Source organism: Pedobacter ginsenosidimutans (assembly GCF_001442625.1).
Lineage (GTDB): Bacteria > Bacteroidota > Bacteroidia > Sphingobacteriales > Sphingobacteriaceae > Pedobacter > Pedobacter ginsenosidimutans.
In genome coordinates this window covers 300,587-317,011 of the sequence record NZ_LMZQ01000001.1, presented here as the reverse complement: position 1 = coordinate 317,011, position 16,425 = coordinate 300,587, and the positions used below count along the sequence as shown (strand labels likewise).

At 40.1% G+C, this 16,425-nt stretch carries 17 protein-coding genes; 9 read left to right on the top strand and 8 right to left on the bottom strand.

Features of this window, described 5'->3' with window-relative positions:
* Nucleotides 1–3 precede the first annotated feature (3 nt).
* From ASU31_RS01200 to ASU31_RS01180, 5 genes are all read left to right on the top strand, one after another.
* The gene (locus ASU31_RS01200; RefSeq protein ID WP_057930568.1) at nt 4–186 is read left to right on the top strand and encodes a hypothetical protein; all 183 of its coding nucleotides are present in this window, start codon (nt 4–6) and stop codon (nt 184–186) included.
* Complete coding sequence (locus ASU31_RS01195) at nt 173–1,141, top strand: cbb3-type cytochrome c oxidase N-terminal domain-containing protein (RefSeq protein ID WP_245224448.1); 969 nt, start codon at nt 173–175, stop codon at nt 1,139–1,141. The genes ASU31_RS01200 and ASU31_RS01195 overlap by 14 nt, the downstream gene beginning before the upstream one ends.
* Nucleotides 1,125–2,507, top strand: coding sequence for a cytochrome c oxidase accessory protein CcoG (ccoG, locus tag ASU31_RS01190; RefSeq protein ID WP_057930567.1), 1,383 nt, complete (start codon nt 1,125–1,127; stop codon nt 2,505–2,507). Before ASU31_RS01195 ends, ccoG begins: the two co-directional genes overlap by 17 nt.
* Nucleotides 2,508–2,588: 81 nt before the next feature.
* Entirely contained in the window at nt 2,589–3,017 is a 429-nt protein-coding gene (locus tag ASU31_RS01185) for a FixH family protein (RefSeq protein WP_057930566.1), read from the top strand.
* Complete coding sequence (locus ASU31_RS01180) at nt 3,014–3,715, top strand: sulfite exporter TauE/SafE family protein (RefSeq protein WP_083505229.1); 702 nt, start codon at nt 3,014–3,016, stop codon at nt 3,713–3,715. The genes ASU31_RS01185 and ASU31_RS01180 overlap by 4 nt, the downstream gene beginning before the upstream one ends.
* 221 nt (nt 3,716–3,936) lie before the next feature.
* On the opposite strand, the gene ASU31_RS01175 is transcribed toward ASU31_RS01180, so the two are convergent.
* Together ASU31_RS01175 and ASU31_RS01170 are read right to left on the bottom strand one after the other, a co-directional pair.
* Nucleotides 3,937–4,689, bottom strand: coding sequence for an SDR family NAD(P)-dependent oxidoreductase (locus ASU31_RS01175; protein WP_057930834.1), 753 nt, complete (start codon nt 4,687–4,689; stop codon nt 3,937–3,939).
* Nucleotides 4,690–4,779: 90 nt separating this feature from the next.
* Nucleotides 4,780–5,367 carry a Crp/Fnr family transcriptional regulator gene (locus ASU31_RS01170; protein WP_057930564.1) on the bottom strand — a complete coding sequence of 196 codons (588 nt, stop codon included), beginning with the start codon at nt 5,365–5,367 and terminating at the stop codon, nt 4,780–4,782.
* A gap of 296 nt (nt 5,368–5,663) precedes the next feature.
* On the opposite strand from ASU31_RS01170, the gene ASU31_RS01165 reads away from it, so the two are divergent.
* Together ASU31_RS01165 and ASU31_RS01160 are read left to right on the top strand one after the other, a co-directional pair.
* Nucleotides 5,664–6,152: a hypothetical protein gene (locus ASU31_RS01165; protein WP_057930563.1), complete on the top strand. Its 489-nt coding sequence runs from the start codon at nt 5,664–5,666 to the stop codon at nt 6,150–6,152.
* Nucleotides 6,153–6,272: 120 nt separating this feature from the next.
* Complete coding sequence (locus ASU31_RS01160) at nt 6,273–7,115, top strand: helix-turn-helix domain-containing protein (protein ID WP_057930562.1); 843 nt, start codon at nt 6,273–6,275, stop codon at nt 7,113–7,115.
* A 39-nt stretch (nt 7,116–7,154) separates the two neighbouring features.
* Here ASU31_RS01160 and ASU31_RS01155 read toward each other — a convergent pair whose 3' ends face one another.
* From ASU31_RS01155 to ASU31_RS01145, 3 genes are all read right to left on the bottom strand, one after another.
* Nucleotides 7,155–7,658, bottom strand: coding sequence for a hypothetical protein (locus ASU31_RS01155; protein WP_057930561.1), 504 nt, complete (start codon nt 7,656–7,658; stop codon nt 7,155–7,157).
* 17 nt (nt 7,659–7,675) lie between these two features.
* Nucleotides 7,676–8,155 (bottom strand): CPCC family cysteine-rich protein, encoded by a 480-nt coding sequence (locus ASU31_RS01150; protein ID WP_057930560.1) that lies wholly within the window; start codon nt 8,153–8,155, stop codon nt 7,676–7,678.
* Between the two features lie 169 nt (nt 8,156–8,324).
* Nucleotides 8,325–9,221: a hypothetical protein gene (locus tag ASU31_RS01145; protein WP_057930559.1), complete on the bottom strand. Its 897-nt coding sequence runs from the start codon at nt 9,219–9,221 to the stop codon at nt 8,325–8,327.
* A 410-nt stretch (nt 9,222–9,631) separates the two neighbouring features.
* Here ASU31_RS01145 and ASU31_RS01140 point away from each other — a divergent pair, with 410 nt between their 5' ends.
* Both ASU31_RS01140 and ASU31_RS01135 read left to right on the top strand, forming a co-directional pair.
* Nucleotides 9,632–10,603 carry an aldo/keto reductase gene (locus ASU31_RS01140; RefSeq protein ID WP_057930558.1) on the top strand — a complete coding sequence of 324 codons (972 nt, stop codon included), beginning with the start codon at nt 9,632–9,634 and terminating at the stop codon, nt 10,601–10,603.
* Complete coding sequence (locus tag ASU31_RS01135; protein WP_057930557.1) at nt 10,604–11,416, top strand: helix-turn-helix domain-containing protein; 813 nt, start codon at nt 10,604–10,606, stop codon at nt 11,414–11,416. It abuts the gene before it with no gap.
* Nucleotides 11,417–11,490: 74 nt separating this feature from the next.
* Here ASU31_RS01135 and ASU31_RS01130 read toward each other — a convergent pair whose 3' ends face one another.
* The 3 genes from ASU31_RS01130 to ASU31_RS01120 all read right to left on the bottom strand — a co-directional run bounded on the left by ASU31_RS01130 (nt 11,491) and on the right by ASU31_RS01120 (nt 16,422).
* Nucleotides 11,491–11,952, bottom strand: a complete 462-nt coding sequence (locus ASU31_RS01130; protein ID WP_057930556.1) for a DUF4262 domain-containing protein — start codon at nt 11,950–11,952, stop codon at nt 11,491–11,493.
* Nucleotides 11,953–12,234: 282 nt separating this feature from the next.
* Nucleotides 12,235–14,778 (bottom strand): heavy metal translocating P-type ATPase, encoded by a 2,544-nt coding sequence (locus tag ASU31_RS01125; protein ID WP_057930555.1) that lies wholly within the window; start codon nt 14,776–14,778, stop codon nt 12,235–12,237.
* A gap of 561 nt (nt 14,779–15,339) precedes the next feature.
* Nucleotides 15,340–16,422, bottom strand: coding sequence for a serine hydrolase domain-containing protein (locus tag ASU31_RS01120; RefSeq protein WP_057930833.1), 1,083 nt, complete (start codon nt 16,420–16,422; stop codon nt 15,340–15,342).
* Between the last annotated feature and the right edge of the window lie 3 nt (nt 16,423–16,425).

Below are 16,425 nucleotides of genomic sequence, written 5' to 3'. Positions count from 1 at the left end.
AATATGTTCAACCAGATCAAAGATTTAGCCGGCGGCGAAATATACCTCATCACCTCTCTGCTCATGTTCATGGTGTTTTTTGTAATCGTGGGTATTTACCTGCTCAAACTAAATAAAAAACATATCGAAGTGATGAGCCAGCTTCCCATTCAAGACCATCAACCTATTGCACATGAAGAAGATTAAACTATTGTTGTTATTCCTGTTCATCTCAATTACAGCCTTTGCTGCAGATGAGAAAGCGGCAGAAAACGTAACACCTGCTCAGGCAGGTTTGGGGCTAAACCAGTCGGAAATACTGATTATAATCCTCTTGGTTTTTGCAATTGTCCTGCTTTTTGTTTCAGTAACCCTGTTAAATGCGTTCAAGGTAATGTACCAGGAACAGTTAAATCCTACACCATACACCAAGCCGGTAAAAGAGGCGGTTTTGGATTACGATACCTGGTTAAAGCAACAACCTGTTAAACCTTCAATCTGGACAAAACTTTTAAGCTTAAGGCCAATTGAAGAAGAAAAGGATCTGGTAATCGATCATGCTTATGATGGCATTAAAGAACTAAACAATCCTGTGCCGGCGTGGTTTAACTTCCTTTTCTACGGTACAATGATTTTTGCTGCGGCATATCTTTTTTATTACCACATTGGCGGTTATGGAGACCTGCAGGATAAAGAATACGAAAATGAAATGGCCAAAGCGAAGATAGAAAAAACAGCCTACCTCGAAAAATCGGCCAATACCATTGATGAGAATTCGGTTAAGTTTGATAATACACCAACGGTACTGGCTGAGGGCAAAACTGTTTTCACTACAAACTGTGTGGTATGCCATGGCGATAAAGGCCAGGGCATCATCGGGCCAAATTTAACCGACGAATACTGGCTACATGGTGGAAGCATTAATAATGTATTCAAAACCATTAAATATGGTGTTCCTGAAAAGGGAATGATCAGTTGGGAGAAAAACTTAAACCCAAAACAGATCAGTGCAGTTACCAATTTTATTCTGTCGTTAAAAGGGACAAATCCTGCCGGGGCTAAAGCACCACAGGGTGAAAAATACGAAGCTAAAACCCCAAAAGACAACGAGATGAAGGCAGCAACAGACAGTGTAAACCAAGCCAATGTTACCAAAAAATAAAAAAGAAAATAAAGGCAGGGGCAGAAACTTTATCTATCCTAAACAGCCATCGGGCAGGTTGTATACCTACCGGAAATGGGTAAGTTATGTGCTGCTATTATTTTTGTTTTCCTGTCCATTTTTAAAGCTTAACGGTGAGCAACTGGTACTGCTCAATTTTATAGAAAGAAAATTTGTCTTCTTTGGATTGATTTTTACACCGCAGGATTTTTACATTTTCGCGCTCGCGATGCTCATTTTTATCATGTTCATTGTGTGTTTTACAGTGATTTTGGGCAGGATATGGTGCGGATGGGCTTGCCCGCAAACGATCTTTATGGAAATGGTTTTCCGCAGGATCGAGTATTGGATTGAAGGCGATGCCAACAAACAAAAGAAACTAGATGAAGCAGGTTGGAACGCGGAGAAACTTTTCAAAAAGGTAAGCAAACACTTTATTTTTCTGGTGATTTCTTTTGCCATTGCAAATACCTTTTTGGCATACATGATCAGCTCGGATGTACTCCTTAAAATTATAACGGAGCCCGTATCAGGCCATATTTCTGGCTTTGTATCCATCTGGCTGTTTACATTTATATTCTATGGGGTATTTACCTATGTACGCGAAGTGGTGTGTACGGTAATCTGCCCTTACGGTAGGTTACAGGGCGTTTTGTTAGATAATCAAAGTTTGGTAGTAGCCTATGATTTTACCAGGGGCGAGCCACGTGGGCATCTTCAAAAAAATGCTAATGAATTAACAGCCGGCGACTGTATTGATTGTGGACTTTGCGTGCAGGTTTGCCCCACGGGTATCGATATCCGCGAAGGTACACAGCTCGAATGTGTAAACTGTACGGCCTGTATCGATTCATGCAACGAGGTAATGCTTAAAATAAACAGGCCCAAAAATCTGATCGGTTTCTTCAATCAGGATTTTATTAACAAACGTAAACCCTATAAAATTGGCTTAAAATCTTACGGTTACGCTGCGGTACTGTTTGTGGTAATGATGGTTTTTTCTTCACTGATCTATAAAAGAGAAGATATCCAAACCACGGTATTAAGAGCAAGTGGTACTTTATACCAGAGTAGGGGAGCAGATAAAACAAGCAATCTTTATAATGCAGAGCTGATCAACAAAACCAATAAAGCAGTAAAATTCAGATTTAGGTCGCAAAATGATGGTGATGAAATTGATTTTATCCAAAAGGCTGATGTTTTGCCAAAAGAAGGTTCGGTGCACCTTACTTTCTTTCTGATCAGGAAAAATAAGGCCATTAAAAAATATAAAACCGATGCTGTTTTCGAAATTATTGCCAATGGCAAAGTTTTAAGCACGGCAACTACAAGTTTTTTCGCGCAACCGGAAGGAATTGAGGATTGAGTTAGAGAATGAGAGAATGATTGAATGTGGAGTTATGTTGCCATTCAAAATTCACTCATCCAAGATTAAAAAATAAGAGATATGAACTGGGGAACAAAAATAGTGTTGGGAATGATTGCATTCATGATGTTTATTGTGGGGATGGTAGTTTATATGTTCCATGTACACGGACGGGATGCGTTGATCGAAGAAAATTATTATGAAAAGGGGATTAATTATAATGCAGAATACAATGCCAAAGTGAACGTTATAGACGATAATGCCAGTCCTAAAATTACCATTACAAAAACTCAGATTATTATTGAAATTAAAGATAGTGCTACCTACAACCTCATTTTAATGCGGCCCGCCAATAGCAACGATGATGTTAAGTTAAAGGGACAGACCACGGGAACGGCGAATCTTATTCTGGTTGATAAAACTAAAATGCCCAGGGGAATGTGGTTTTTAAACCTCCAGTGGCACTCCTCAGGAAAAGATTATCTGTTTAAAAATAATATCACCCTATGATGGATTATTTGCCATTGGCATTTTTGATGGGGCTTTTCGGAAGCCTTCATTGCGCCGTAATGTGCGGGCCGATTATGCTGGGTATGCCATTCGCGAAACAGAATTTCTTTCAAAGTGGATTTCAGCTTTTGTTGTACCAATTTGGCAGAATTACCGTGTATACTGTGTTAGGGTTGTTGGTGGGTGCTTTAGGGAGCAGTATCCGCATTTTTAGCGATCAGAAAATGCTGAGTATCCTAATCGGTTCTATACTGATTTTATTTACAGCGCTACAGTTTAGCCACTTTTATAGAAATAGGTTTTCAAAGCTTCAGTTAAAGGCGCTCAATCCGCTGAGCAGGCTTATGGGAAAAGTATTCAATTTGCCATTGTGGGGATTGTTTGCCGGAATGCTTAATGGCATCATCCCCTGCGGGATGGTTTATCTGGCACTTGCAACTGCTTTAAATACCGGTAGTATTAAATCTGGCGGTACTTTTATGCTTCTTTTTGGATTGGGTACCACGCCACTGATGCTCATGATTTCGTTAGGGGGGGTCTTCCTGAAAAAATACATCCGTTTCAACACCAATAAGCTTATTCCCTGGTTTATGTTTTTTATGGGTACCTTACTTATCTTGAGGTCGGCAGATTTGGGTATTCCCTTTATATCACCAAGAAATACGGGTGCCTACGGTCATATTATAGATTGCCGGTAAAAAAAGCGCCACTTTAATATTTTTCTATTCAGATGGAGATTTAATATTTTAGAGAAGAAAATTGTTGCATTCTATAAATGTAGTACTGCAATATTCATAGACCAACTCCAAGTGGCCATAAAAGGAAAGCCAGTTGAATACCATCCCCAATATTTACTGCAGGCTCGTTACCATCTGGTAATCACTGGTACGAGTTTGAACTCATACCAGTAGATTAGAAATTACTTAGCTAAGTAGGTCATGCCACCATCAACGAGAAGTTCGGCGCCAAGCAAAAACGAAGAATCTTCAGAAGCAAGGAAAACAGCAGTTTTACCAATGTCTGACGGCTGCCCGATCCTGCCTATCGGCATCACGCTTGCAAATTGCGTTTTCACTGCTTCGATTTTTTCAGCAGGAACGAACTTATCAAATGCAGGTGTGTCTGTAGTACCCGGTGTTATTACATTTACCCTGATTTTTCTGGTTAGCAAGTCGCTTGAAAAACTTTTCGCCAAAAAGATCACTGCAGCCTTTGCTGCGCCGTAAAGCCCAAATGATGGGTATGCCCGATGTGCGGCATTTGATCCGATAAGGATTATAGACCCGCCATCATTCATATAAGGTAACGCTTTTTGTACAGTGAAATAAACGCTTTTCAGGTTGAGGTCCATGGTTTTGTTATATTCCGCCTCGCTCACGTCTGCCACTGTTCCGGTTGTTCCGGCACCGGCATTGGCTACTAGTACATCTATTTTACCGAATTTTTCGGCTGTATCTTTAAAAACCCGTTCTAAATCGGCAAGGTTAGTTACATCTGCGTTGATGGCTATAAAATCACTGCCCAGTTGAGCAGCAGAAAGTTCTAAAGTTAGGTGATTTCTACCTACAATAGCTCCGGCAGCGCCTTCACTTTTAAATGCTTCGGCAATACCAAATCCAATACCGCTATTGCCGCCTGTAATTACGGCTACTTTGTTTTTTAATTTACTCATGATCTTAAATTTAATGTTGATCCAAAGATGCACCTGCGCAACGAACTGCATCTTATCAAAAGTCATTAAATAAGCTTAACAAAGATCAATCTATTTTGAGGAGTTCTTTCTGATCCGGCTTAAGGTTTCCGGTGTTAAACCCAGGTAAGAAGCAATTAAATTTTGCGGGAACCGCTGTATAAAGTGAGGATAATCGTTAACGAGTTCTTGAAACCGTTCTTCTCCGGTTTGACTGATAGAAGACTGCATCCTTTTCTGGGTAGCTATGGTGTTGTTTTGACTCAGCACGTTCTGCATTGCTGAAAAGGCAGGAATAGGCTTTATGAATTCTTCTACCAGGTTATGGGTTATTTGTAAGATCTCCATATCTTCCAGCGCTTCTATGTTAAAGCGGCTTGGTGTCAACTTGTAAAAACTTTCAAAATCGGCTAACCACCAGTTTTCAATGCTTAATTTTAGTATATGTTCATGCCCTTTTTCATCTACCGTAAACGTCTTGGCAGCACCTTTCACAATGAATCCAGTATATTTACATACATCCCCTTCCTGTAAAAAGTATTGTCGCTTACGGATTTTTTTAGGTTTGAAATGTACGATAAATATTTGCTTATCTTCCGCTGAAAGCGTTTGGCCAGAAAGTTTTTGAACGTAATCGAACAGCGCTTGAAAATTATCCATCTTTAGAATGCTTAAGGAGAATCTTCAAAAATAAAACTTTCAGCTTATTTTTTGCTGCCTTTTTGGTTATTCAAACTTGTTCTTGTTCAATTGCAGGAAAAGGCACTTAACCCAATCTTCTAATAATGTCATACCTGCCATAACCAAAGCACAAGACTGTCCGTTACTTTAGGCTGGTAACAACATGCCTGGTCATTTTTGAACGGGATTACCAATTAATTGAACGAATAAACAAAACCCATTAACCTTACTATAGCCATTTTTGTAAAACAATTACATACTCAACAAAAAAGACTATGGGACTATCAGGTTTAGGAATTTTTCATACCATCATTGGTATCGTGGCCATTGTAGCGGCAATCATTTCATTTATACGCTTTGGCAAAATTGATTTAACGCATCTAAGTGGTAAAATATACTTGTATACCACTACTGTTACGGCTTTAACTGCATTGGGAATCTCCAAACATGGAGGCTTTAATGCCGGGCATATTTTTTCGGTATTCATTTTTATTTTGGTGGTGGTGGCTTTTTGGCTTTCGGTAAAGCGAAGTGCCAATAATAAGGCCCGTTATATAGAGAATTTTTTGCTCTCTTTCAGCTTCTTTCTGTCGCTCATTCCCACCGTGAACGAAACCTTTACCCGGGTTCCGCTGGGGCATCCACTGGCCAAAAAACCTACCGATCCTATCATTGCCCAAACATTACTGGTGCTCTTAATTGCATTTATTGGCGGTGCCATCTACCAGTACATTAAACAACGCAATGCACTTAAAGTACGGTAAAGCAACGCTTGTGGTTTTCGGATGAAGGATATGCTACACCGGATAAGCTAATGCAAGGGGGGAAGAAAAGCCAAACCATTCATTAGTTTTTCTATTTTTATAGCTGAAGGTTTTTTAAATATGATCATAGACCATAAAAAATACGATTTGTTTGGTAAATCCATTATCCAAAACATCAGGATAAAAGCACCTTTTACCTTCGATTTCCCGATTACTGATAATGCCTGCTTTTTGTACATGTTACAAGGCGAAATGCAATATCACCGCGATGAAGACCGGGTAAATATACCGCATAAACATGCTTTGTTTTTAAATTGTATTCAAGCAAGCAAAACCATTAGTAACTTAAATGAAGGGGGGATCAACGAAATTATGGTCGTTAATTTTCATCCCGATATTTTAAAGCGGATCTACGATCGGGAGATGCCAGTCATCCTTCAGGCACCAGACCGGATGATTTCGAACAAAAGTGCCGAAATTTTAAGCAACAATTTTTTAATCGAAAAATATATCGAAGGCTTGCTGTTTTATTTTCAGCATCCGGCACTGGTTAACGAGGATATACTGGTTTTAAAGTTAAAAGAAATTATCCTGCTGCTGGCCCAAACTGCTAATGCCAGGGCCATACAAACCATATTTACACAGCTTTTTTCTCCTGCTACCTATACGTTTAAGCAAATTATTGAGGCCAACCTCTTCGAACAACTCAGTATCGAAGGCCTGGCACAACTTAATAATTTGAGTTTATCGTCTTTTAAACGCGAATTTGCCAGACATTACAACGATACGCCAGCCAATTATATCAAAACCAAAAGGCTCGAAAAAGCGGCCGAACTGTTGTTAATTTCAAACGAAAGGATTAAAGACATTGCTTTTAAATGTGGCTATAACGATTTGGCCAATTTTACCAAAAGCTTTCGCGATAAATACAAGTGTACACCTAGTGATTTTCGGCAGCGTTAGTTGGGGGTAGCTATCCGTAAATTAGCGCTAATTTATAAATTACATAACTAGATGGGGTACTACAGGGATGCCAAGATTTTTCTTGAAAAGCACACAAAAGGCCTCATCTGCTTGCCCATATCTTTTTTCATAACCTGTCAGGCCATCAATGTAATAGTTTAATTCCTTGTTCGATAAAGTAGTTGTTCTGGAAAGATCTTTTATTGTCCAGGGAAAGTTGCTATGGTTCGGATTCGGAGTGTGTAGAAATAAGGCATCGTTATAACTGTCAAAATCGATTAACGTTGCCCATATTTGATAATCAGTTTGCAAAGACTTTGCTTTTTCTTCGAGTAGATCAAAATGTCTAAATAGTTTGTTGAGATGAGGTTTACGTTTTTTAAAACTATTATTGCCATAACCACGCCAGTCAAAATGTGTGTGCCATAAATCAAACCAGGCATGTTCAGGGTCTTCGAAGTTCAATCCAGACCAATTGCTGTTTTTTACCCTAAGGTTTTTATAATAACGTCTAAGTCCCCTATGTTTTTTTAGTCTGTTCATATTGCTGTATTTCAGCTTTATTTGTCGAATAGTTGTTCCAGTCCATACACATCGTTTTTTGTCAATAAGTCAAGTATTTCATTTTGCATATTAATGATTTCTGTCTTAGCATTGTTTTGCTCAATGAAATGGTCAAGTGTTATAAAACTGTTTTTCAGTGTTTCTGTTAAATGGTTATCACTAAATTTGGTGTTCAATAGTTTACACTTAGCTTCCTGGAAAATTACCCGTCCTTCTTTTAAGGTCATATCATTTGGCCCACTGTCTTCATTTTCTTCAAAGTCATCAACGCCATCGTCTTCCCAAAAACATATCCCACAAATATCAAATGAATTTCTTTCTTCCAGTGTTAGATAACCACAAACAGGGCAAGAGTTTTTTAAAATGTCTGCACTATTCACATCCATTCTCTGCATACCAATTTTGAGTGGGAAGTTCTTTTGAAAAAAGTCTCTCCGTTCTTTAAAATTGTCGGTATAATTTTCCTGTTCTTTCATTTTTATGATGTTTTTTAAGCAGACAGCGAATGTTTTTCGGCTTGGTGATGTGGCAGATTTTTAGGGCTAAGGTTCAATAGAATTCCTGATGTAGAACTTGCACAAGTATTTTTATAGAGATGCTTGTGCAGCCATATCATAAAATCGCCTTTTCTCTCAGCAGTGGCTTTCACGGTCGGACATTTACAAAACCATCAAAGCTGACTCCGTTGCCAAATTCATTTACAGTTTTACCCAATTTTAGTGCATTAAATTTCTTTTTAATTTGGTCAGAATCAGTGTTTCTAAAAACTTTTAGGTTTGGGACTTCATGTATATAATCTTCAAAGTGGTCTGCAAATTCACTAAGAACTGTACTATATGTTACAAGTCCACTTTCTTTTATCGTTTTAAAAAGCTTTCTATGTTCTTTTTGAACTATTAAAAAGTCAACTGGTGGAAGTATTATTGAAATGTGTTGAGGCCAAACACACGCAGTATATAATTGCCCATCTTCTTTGCTTTTTAAAATAAAGTGCCCTGAAACAAATAAATCTTCTGTCAAATTATTTTGAAGTTCTTCTCTATTAAATTGAAACCACCATAGATAGTTTGATTTGTCAATAGGGAAATATTCAAAATTTAAATCAGTAAACTGGTCTAATGTTACGCCATCATTGTGTCTAATCCATTGTTCTTGAAAATATCCTGCAGGAAATTTCCTTGGATTGTCTGGGTCAGTTTCGTCTTGTGGATCTAAAACAAAAAGGTCGAGGTCGTTTATGAATTTTTCAATTATAGGGAATATTTCAAGTCCGAAAAATCTGGGTCTGAAAAAGTTAATACTGAAAGTGAAGTTCAGATATTTATAGTCTTGGAAATTATCAAAGTTTTCAATGCTGTCCTGGTCGTCTTCTGGCTCGTTCCAGTCAATGAGAAAATAAACCCCTGTCTCCGGATTTTCATAATGCCATTGTCTCGGATGATCACTAAGATTATGAGAAAGGTTTTTTGTCAGGTATTCTGCTATTTGTTCTTCCGTTTGCTGACTGTCTTTTCGTTTGTAGAAGTATAGATCGAAGCTCATGTTGATATTGTCGTAGTTAGTAAATGGATGCAGCTCGACTTAAACGAACCTTCGATTCATCTAATTCAGCATAGTTTTCTTTTGCGTATTTTATATGGTTTTCCTTCGGGTTCAAACGCTTATGAATGTTTGAATTGAGATTGAGCATAATTGTTAATTTAGTTGCTACAAGATATTGATTTTTCCTAAAAGTGCAAATCTTAGCGGATGGGCTAGATGAATTGCATTTCACAGTAATCACTAATTAAGGTTTTATCAAAGAGATAAGCTATTCATTTAACGAAAGCACATGCTTATAGTTGTATTAAGCTTGGGTGCTAAAAGAATTACCTGGGTAAGTGAGCCGTACAGACAAAATATTTGAGCCGTAGAAGAAAGCCTTAGGTGTTTCGAATGTTGATCTTTGTTTCATGAACAACATCACAAAAATTCAGTTGGGTCAGAATGGCCCTTTCGTATCTAAACTTGGTTTGGGTTGTATGCGCATGTCTTCTGTGTGGGGTGGTGCTACGCCCAGCGAAGCAGAAAGTATTGCCACCATTCAGGAGGCGTTGGATAGTGGCATTAATTTTTTAAATACAGGCGACTTCTATGGTGCCGGTCATAATGAAATGTTAATTGGCAAAGCCATTAAAGACAGGCGCGATGAGGCTTTTATCAGCGTAAAATTCGGTGCCATTTTTCATAACGGCCAGTGGCTTGGATTAGATCTGCGGCCCATAGCGATCAAAAATTTTATTAATTACTCTTTAACACGTTTAGGTATCGAAACCATCGACCTCTATCAGCCCTGCCGAATGGACGACAGCGTGCCTGTAGCAGACATCATTGGAACGGTTGCCGACCTGATTAAAGAAGGTAAGGTGCGTCACATTGGCGTGTCTGAAATTACGGCTGATCAGCTTCGTAAAGCAAACGAAACTCACCCTATCAGTGCGCTGGAAATCGGCTATTCGCTGGCCGACCGTCAGATCGAAAGCGAACTGTTGCCAACAGCAAAAGAACTGGGCATCGCTGTAGTGGCCTTTGCCAATACCGCCGAAGGTTTATTAACCGGTGAAATGAAAGCGCCGCTTGCAGAAAACGATTACCATAGCCATTTCTCCCGTTTTCAGGGCGAAAACCTGGTTCATAACCTCGAAAAAGTAGAAGTATTGAAACAAATGGCCCAGCATAAAGGCTGTACACCTACGCAGCTTGCCATTGCCTGGGTAAAGGAGCAGGGCGATCATATCATGCCTTTAGTGAGCATGAGCCGCAGATCGCGCCTGCCCGAAAATATAAAAGCGCTTGATATTGTATTTACGCCGCAGGAAATGAACACTTTAAATACTACTTTTGCAGTAGGTGCCATACGTGGCGGTACTTATTTACAACGTTAAATGACCAATCCAGCAGAAATCCTCCCAGGCCTAATCTTTTATTCTTACCTCTCTGCCCAGCGGAAAGAGAAAGTGTGTTTCTGGAACCACCATACCCTGGTATTGCAGGTTTCAGGGCAGTTCACCTTAGAAACCGCTGGGCAAAGTATTTCGATGACCGGAGGAGAACTGATGTTGATTGGCAAAAACCAGCTGGGTACGCTCACCAAAACACCGCTGCCCGGAGGAAACTATGAAACCATCGTTATATCCCTGCAGGAAGACCTTTTGCGCAAGATCGTGTTGGAAGAAAAGTTAACAGCAGACCAGAAGTATATTGGTCCGCCAAATATCTTGATTCCATCAAACGAATTCCTCAAAGGCTATTTTCAATCTATTGTTCCCTATGCTCGAAGCTCAGGTGCCACCATGACCAATGAAATGGGCATTTTGAAAGTGAAAGAAGGAATTAAACTACTATTACTTGCCCTACCGGCACTGCGTAACTTTTTGTTCGACTTTTCAGAACCGCATAAAATAGACCTGGAAAAGTTTATGCTGAGCAACTATCATTTTAATGTGCCTATCGAAAAATTCGCGCAGCTTACCGGTCGCAGCCTGGCTGGTTTCAAACGCGATTTCCTGAAAACATTCGGTGTTCCACCCCGTCATTGGCTTCAGGATAAACGCCTAACGGAAGCCAAACACCTCATCGAAAGCAAACATCAAAAACCTTCTGCCATTTATCTGGATCTTGGCTTCGAAAGCCTGTCGCACTTCTCACATTCCTTCAAAAAGAAGTTCGGCATGGCACCTACTGCGCTAAATTCTTAAGGTATGGATTTAAAGGAAGTGTATTTTAGCTATTGTTTTAGTGTGAGGTGCCAAGAATGTACTAAATAAGGTTCTTATTTTGGTTCGAAGTCTCCAAAAATCTTCTGGTCATAATCATAGCTTGGCTCATTTGGGAAATTTCCATTTAAGTCGGGAAATACGACTTGTAAATACTCATATTTTTTGTCCTCGTAGTGCCTGATTGAAGATAACACATAATCAGATAAACTTTCATTGGTGACCTTAATAAAGTATACCGCAAATTTTTCCGTTAAGTCTGTAATTCTTTTATTTAGCGGTACATCCCCAAACTTATATTGATCTGCATAACTTTTAATTAATTGGCCAGAAAGGTTTGGGCCAAGGCCCGAAATGAACAACTCCGGGATTTTGAAATTCTCATAAATCCCTGTGGAATAAGCAAAAGGTGTAGCATTTTCTGCTTCTAAAACAGCTGTGGTATGATAGCCATCTTTACGGATATTATCATTGACGTTTTTGAAATATTTTTTCTTTTGAGCCTCGGTTGTCTTCATTGGAGAACTTTTTTGCAAAATAGCAGATAATCTAAATATGGGCAAGTACGGTTATTAGATATTCAGATTGATTTTAGTAGCATATGCGGCGCGCTAGGATAACGCTAACTGGGGATTATCCATACTTGCTCAGTGGCTTAGGCTACCAACGACGGTGGAGAAGAGCCACTTTCTCTGAAACATACAAAATACTACCAGATCACTTGATACTGCTGGCCGAAAGTAGCTAATATAGAGTGGATTCATAATTAGTTATCGTCCAGTTTATCCGTTTGCTAAAAATCAATCGATATTTGCATTCCTCAGGCGGAGGGAGTTGAGGATAACGGAAACTGAACTCAAACTCATTGCAAGGGCTGCGATCATAGGCGAGAGCAGGATCCCGAAAAAAGGATAGAGCAGGCCGGCAGCAACCGGGATGCCCACAATATTGTATCCAAGTGCAAAAAAGAGATTGCCCTTGATGTTTGCCATCACTTTGTGGCTCAATAACCTTGCTTTTGCGATCCCGTTCAAATCTCCTTTTACAAGGGTAATCCCTGCGCTTTGTATGGCCACATCGGTTCCTGTTCCCATGGCTATGCCAATATCGGCCTGGGAAAGTGCGGGGGCGTCGTTAATGCCATCTCCCGCCATCGCCACCTTTTTGCCTTCAGCCTGGAGTCTTTTTATTTCCTTTAATTTATCTTCAGGAAGCATCTGGGCTTTATAGCCATCTAACTCCAGCGTTGCGCTAACTGCTTTAGCTGTATCCTCATTGTCGCCGGTTAACATCATAACCGAGATACCCTCCCTCTGGAGTTTTTGTATAGCAGATGCACTGGAAGGCTTAATCTTATCAGAAATCACAACATACCCGACTGCTTTTTCTCCTACAGACAGATAAGAGACCGTTTTGCCCTCTTTTTGAGCAGCCTTAACCTGCTCTTTTAATTCAGGATTGATTACCGCCTTAACCTGCTCCATTAATTTTTGGTTGCCTAAAGCCAGTATTTCCGATCCCAAATTGCCTGTTACGCCCATTCCTGTGATTGCCTCAAAACTTGTTAGGGGCTTAACATCTATTTTGTTTTCTTCGCCATAGCGTAAAGTTGCCTGTGCCAGTGGATGTTCACTGCTGCTGTTCAAAGCCACAATTCTTTCTAGAATATCCATTCCGGTAAAGCTTGAGTTTACGCTAACCACTTTTTCGACCGAAGGTTTACCTTCTGTTACCGTTCCGGTTTTGTCAATCACAACTACCTCAATCGTATTCATTTTCTCCAGCGATTCGGCATTCTTTATCAGGATACCAGAATGGGCACCTTTGCCAATACCCACCATTACAGACATTGGTGTTGCAAGACCCAGGGCGCATGGACATGCAATAATCAATACTGCTATTGCATTTACAAAGGCATAAACATATGCCGGATCGGGACCGTATAATGCCCATAATAAAAATGTTATAATGGATATGAGCACCACAACCGGCACGAAATACCCGGAGATCTTATCGGCCATCTTTTGGATGGGTGCTTTAGAGCGGCTGGCGGAATTTACCATTTCGATGATCTGGGATAAGAGGGTTTCCGAGCCTACCTTTTCGGCTACCATTACAAAAGTCTTATTGCCGTTAATTGTTCCCGAAGTTACCTTTTCGCCTGTTTTTTTCTCTACAGGAACCGGTTCTCCTGAAATCATCGATTCATCAATTACCGCCTCTCCGGTCTCAATGCTGCCGTCTACCGGAATGCTTTCTCCGGGCTTTACCCTTAGAAGATCTCCTTTCTGGATGTCTTCAATGGTTACCGACACTTCCTTATCCCCAATCACTTTAGTAGCGGTGTTTGGGGCTAGTTTCAATAGCTCCTTGATGGCACTATTGGTTTTTCCATGCGCCCTGGCCTCTAAAAGTTGTCCGAGCAGTACCAATGTCAGGATAACCGTTGCCGCTTCAAAATAAACAAAGACCGTCCCGTGGTGCGTTTTAAACTGGGCAGGAAAAATATCGGGGAAAATCAGTGCGACCAGGCTGAAAAGCCAGGCTACTCCCGCACCTATCCCTATAAGGGTAAACATATTAAGTTTCCAGGTTATCACCGATATCCAGGCGCGCTGGAAGAACATCCAGGTAGCATAAAAAACTACAGGAATGGATAATCCAAACTGAATCCAGTTCCAGTATTTAAGTTCCAGCAAATCAAACAGTGGGTTATTGGGAATCATTTCCGTCATTGCGATGACAAAAATGGGTATAGTAAATGCTGCTGCAATCTTAAACTTTCTGAGCAGCGAATCATAAGTTTTATCTTCTTCTTCCAGAACTGCTCCAGTAGGAACCAGATCCATCCCACAGATTGGGCATGCTCCCGGCTCATTCCTGATAACTTCGGGATGCATCGGACAGGTAAACTGTGACGGCCGGTTCTTTTCAGGCTGTTTCACCAGGTCCATTCCGCATACAGGGCAATGTCCCGCTCTTGGATAAGTTTTTTCGCCCTCGCAATGCATCGGACAATAGAATACTTCTCCTCCTTGGTTTATATCGTTTTTTTTAGCTGGCGAATGATGTTGGTGTTCTGATTCATAATGAACACTATTTATCTGCCCGGGTGCTTTTAAAACCTCTTTTTCATGAGATCCCATCTCAATACCGTAATTTCCCGCCGCAGATAATGTCTTTTGCAATTTCTCGGTTGGGACATGTTTTTCCATGCTAATAATGGCTTCGGCAGGCTCCAGGGATACCTTTGCAGAAATGCCATCAATCGAGTTTAGTGCATTTTCAACTTTTGCCCTGCAGCCCTGACAGCTCATTCCGCTTATTTTATAGCGATGTTCCATGTTTTTGATTTTTTAGGATTTAAAATTAATGCCGGAGGATAGCAATGTTATTCAATTTTATTAAAGTCAACAGTCCGTCCCCGCCGGGTTCTTAGTCCTGCAAAGCCGGATATATTTACGTTCAGCCGGTACTGAGCAGTGTAGGTTAGTGGGAACCTACATTTAAAAGCGCTCAAGGTTAATTCTTATATAACAAATCTATACAAAGACCTGCAATTAGCTTTATACAATTTTCCTTATGTTTTATATAATTATACGTAGATCAAGAGGAGAAAACTGGATATGAGATTCTTTTCTACACCAGTTTTTTAACAGATCAATGTAGGCATTAATCTTTTAGGAATTATCGTCTCCACTTCCCGGATGAGCAAGCAGGCAAGGTTATATAACGATTAAGAGATTTAGTGAATTTGTCAAGCTTTAATATGTCGTAACTTTTACGGGCATTGCTAGGCAGTTGTAGATTTTGAAAGGTTTTAGCGAATAACTTCAAAGGGTAGTACAGCAGTAAGAAGAAGCATTAATAATAACTGCTAATTGTGGAATTACCTGGCATTGCCTTCACTTCAAGGCCTCATCAACTAACTTCTTCAACTCAACATAGTATTCGTGTCTTCCTTTATTGTTAAGGTAAAAGGCCATTAAAAAGCCAGCCGTTTTCTTTTGGTTATCAATCCAGGGATAACTGCCAAATAAGCCGGGACTGGTAACAGCGTTACCCGGCTTATTGTTTATACTATTTTCCATCACCCATTCGCCGTAGCCATAGCCAAAATTTCCTGCTTCTGTGGGGGCATAAGCTTTGTTAACTTCACCAGTTACACGGTTAATTTGCATTTGGTTCACACTATTCTCTGATAGAATTCTCTTGCCATTAAAAATGCCTTTATTTACAATCATAGTAAGAAAATTCATGTAATCGTTTGGTGTACTGCTCGCCCCACCTGCAGGCAATGCAACTTTACCTTTCCCGAAATCGGTATTTTTCATATCTAAAGGCTTGGCAATTCTTTCGGCAAATAAGGTTTCGAAGCTCTTGCCACTGATTTTTTCAATCACTGCTCCGGCGATTTGTAATCCGGTATTGCTGTATCTAAAAACCTTTCCTGGTTCGCCCTCCATAGGCAAAGCAGCAATCATTTGGATGGCTTCATCCATGCTATTGGTTTGTCGCATTTCGCTTAAACTCTCTTTTAAATCAGGAGATTTTATGGCAGTCATGTGCGATAAACATTCGCTAATGGTGATATTCCCTTTGCCCGATTTCGATAAAACCGGAAGATATTTGCCAACCGTATCGCTAAGTTTCAGCTTACCCTCATCAACAAAAGTCATTACCAAGGCAGCGCTCAGCCATTTACTGCAACTGGCAATCTGCTGCCGGGTTGTAGCGGTGTAATCGCTGAAATCGGCAGTTTTGCCTTGTCTCCTGGCTACAATTTTACCCACCATTTTCTGTTTTGCAGAAAGCTCGCTCACGCCTTTGCTATATACAATTTTCCCGTCTTTATAGAGTATGAGGTAAACTCTGCCGCCCATTACATCGGCGTGTTCCTGTAGCCAGGTATCGATTTTAGAGAAGTTCTGTGCGTTTAAATTTCCGCAACAAAATAAAATCAAGATACTAAAAATTAACTTCTTCATATT

Coding starts and splice junctions, on each gene's coding strand:
- ASU31_RS01165 (WP_057930563.1), top strand. CDS start 5,664: ATGGGACTATCAGGTTTAGGAATTTTTCATACCATCATTGGTATCGTG.
- ASU31_RS01145 (WP_057930559.1), bottom strand. CDS start 9,221: ATGAGCTTCGATCTATACTTCTACAAACGAAAAGACAGTCAGCAAACG.
- ASU31_RS01125 (WP_057930555.1), bottom strand. CDS start 14,778: ATGGAACATCGCTATAAAATAAGCGGAATGAGCTGTCAGGGCTGCAGG.
- ASU31_RS01160 (WP_057930562.1), top strand. CDS start 6,273: ATGATCATAGACCATAAAAAATACGATTTGTTTGGTAAATCCATTATC.
- ASU31_RS01195 (WP_245224448.1), top strand. CDS start 173: ATGAAGAAGATTAAACTATTGTTGTTATTCCTGTTCATCTCAATTACA.
- ASU31_RS01200 (WP_057930568.1), top strand. CDS start 4: ATGTTCAACCAGATCAAAGATTTAGCCGGCGGCGAAATATACCTCATC.
- ASU31_RS01175 (WP_057930834.1), bottom strand. CDS start 4,689: ATGAGTAAATTAAAAAACAAAGTAGCCGTAATTACAGGCGGCAATAGC.
- ASU31_RS01140 (WP_057930558.1), top strand. CDS start 9,632: ATGAACAACATCACAAAAATTCAGTTGGGTCAGAATGGCCCTTTCGTA.
- ASU31_RS01180 (WP_083505229.1), top strand. CDS start 3,014: ATGATGGATTATTTGCCATTGGCATTTTTGATGGGGCTTTTCGGAAGC.
- ASU31_RS01185 (WP_057930566.1), top strand. CDS start 2,589: ATGAACTGGGGAACAAAAATAGTGTTGGGAATGATTGCATTCATGATG.
- ASU31_RS01150 (WP_057930560.1), bottom strand. CDS start 8,155: ATGAAAGAACAGGAAAATTATACCGACAATTTTAAAGAACGGAGAGAC.
- ASU31_RS01130 (WP_057930556.1), bottom strand. CDS start 11,952: ATGAAGACAACCGAGGCTCAAAAGAAAAAATATTTCAAAAACGTCAAT.
- ASU31_RS01155 (WP_057930561.1), bottom strand. CDS start 7,658: ATGAACAGACTAAAAAAACATAGGGGACTTAGACGTTATTATAAAAAC.
- ASU31_RS01170 (WP_057930564.1), bottom strand. CDS start 5,367: ATGGATAATTTTCAAGCGCTGTTCGATTACGTTCAAAAACTTTCTGGC.
- ASU31_RS01120 (WP_057930833.1), bottom strand. CDS start 16,422: ATGAAGAAGTTAATTTTTAGTATCTTGATTTTATTTTGTTGCGGAAAT.
- ccoG (WP_057930567.1), top strand. CDS start 1,125: ATGTTACCAAAAAATAAAAAAGAAAATAAAGGCAGGGGCAGAAACTTT.
- ASU31_RS01135 (WP_057930557.1), top strand. CDS start 10,604: ATGACCAATCCAGCAGAAATCCTCCCAGGCCTAATCTTTTATTCTTAC.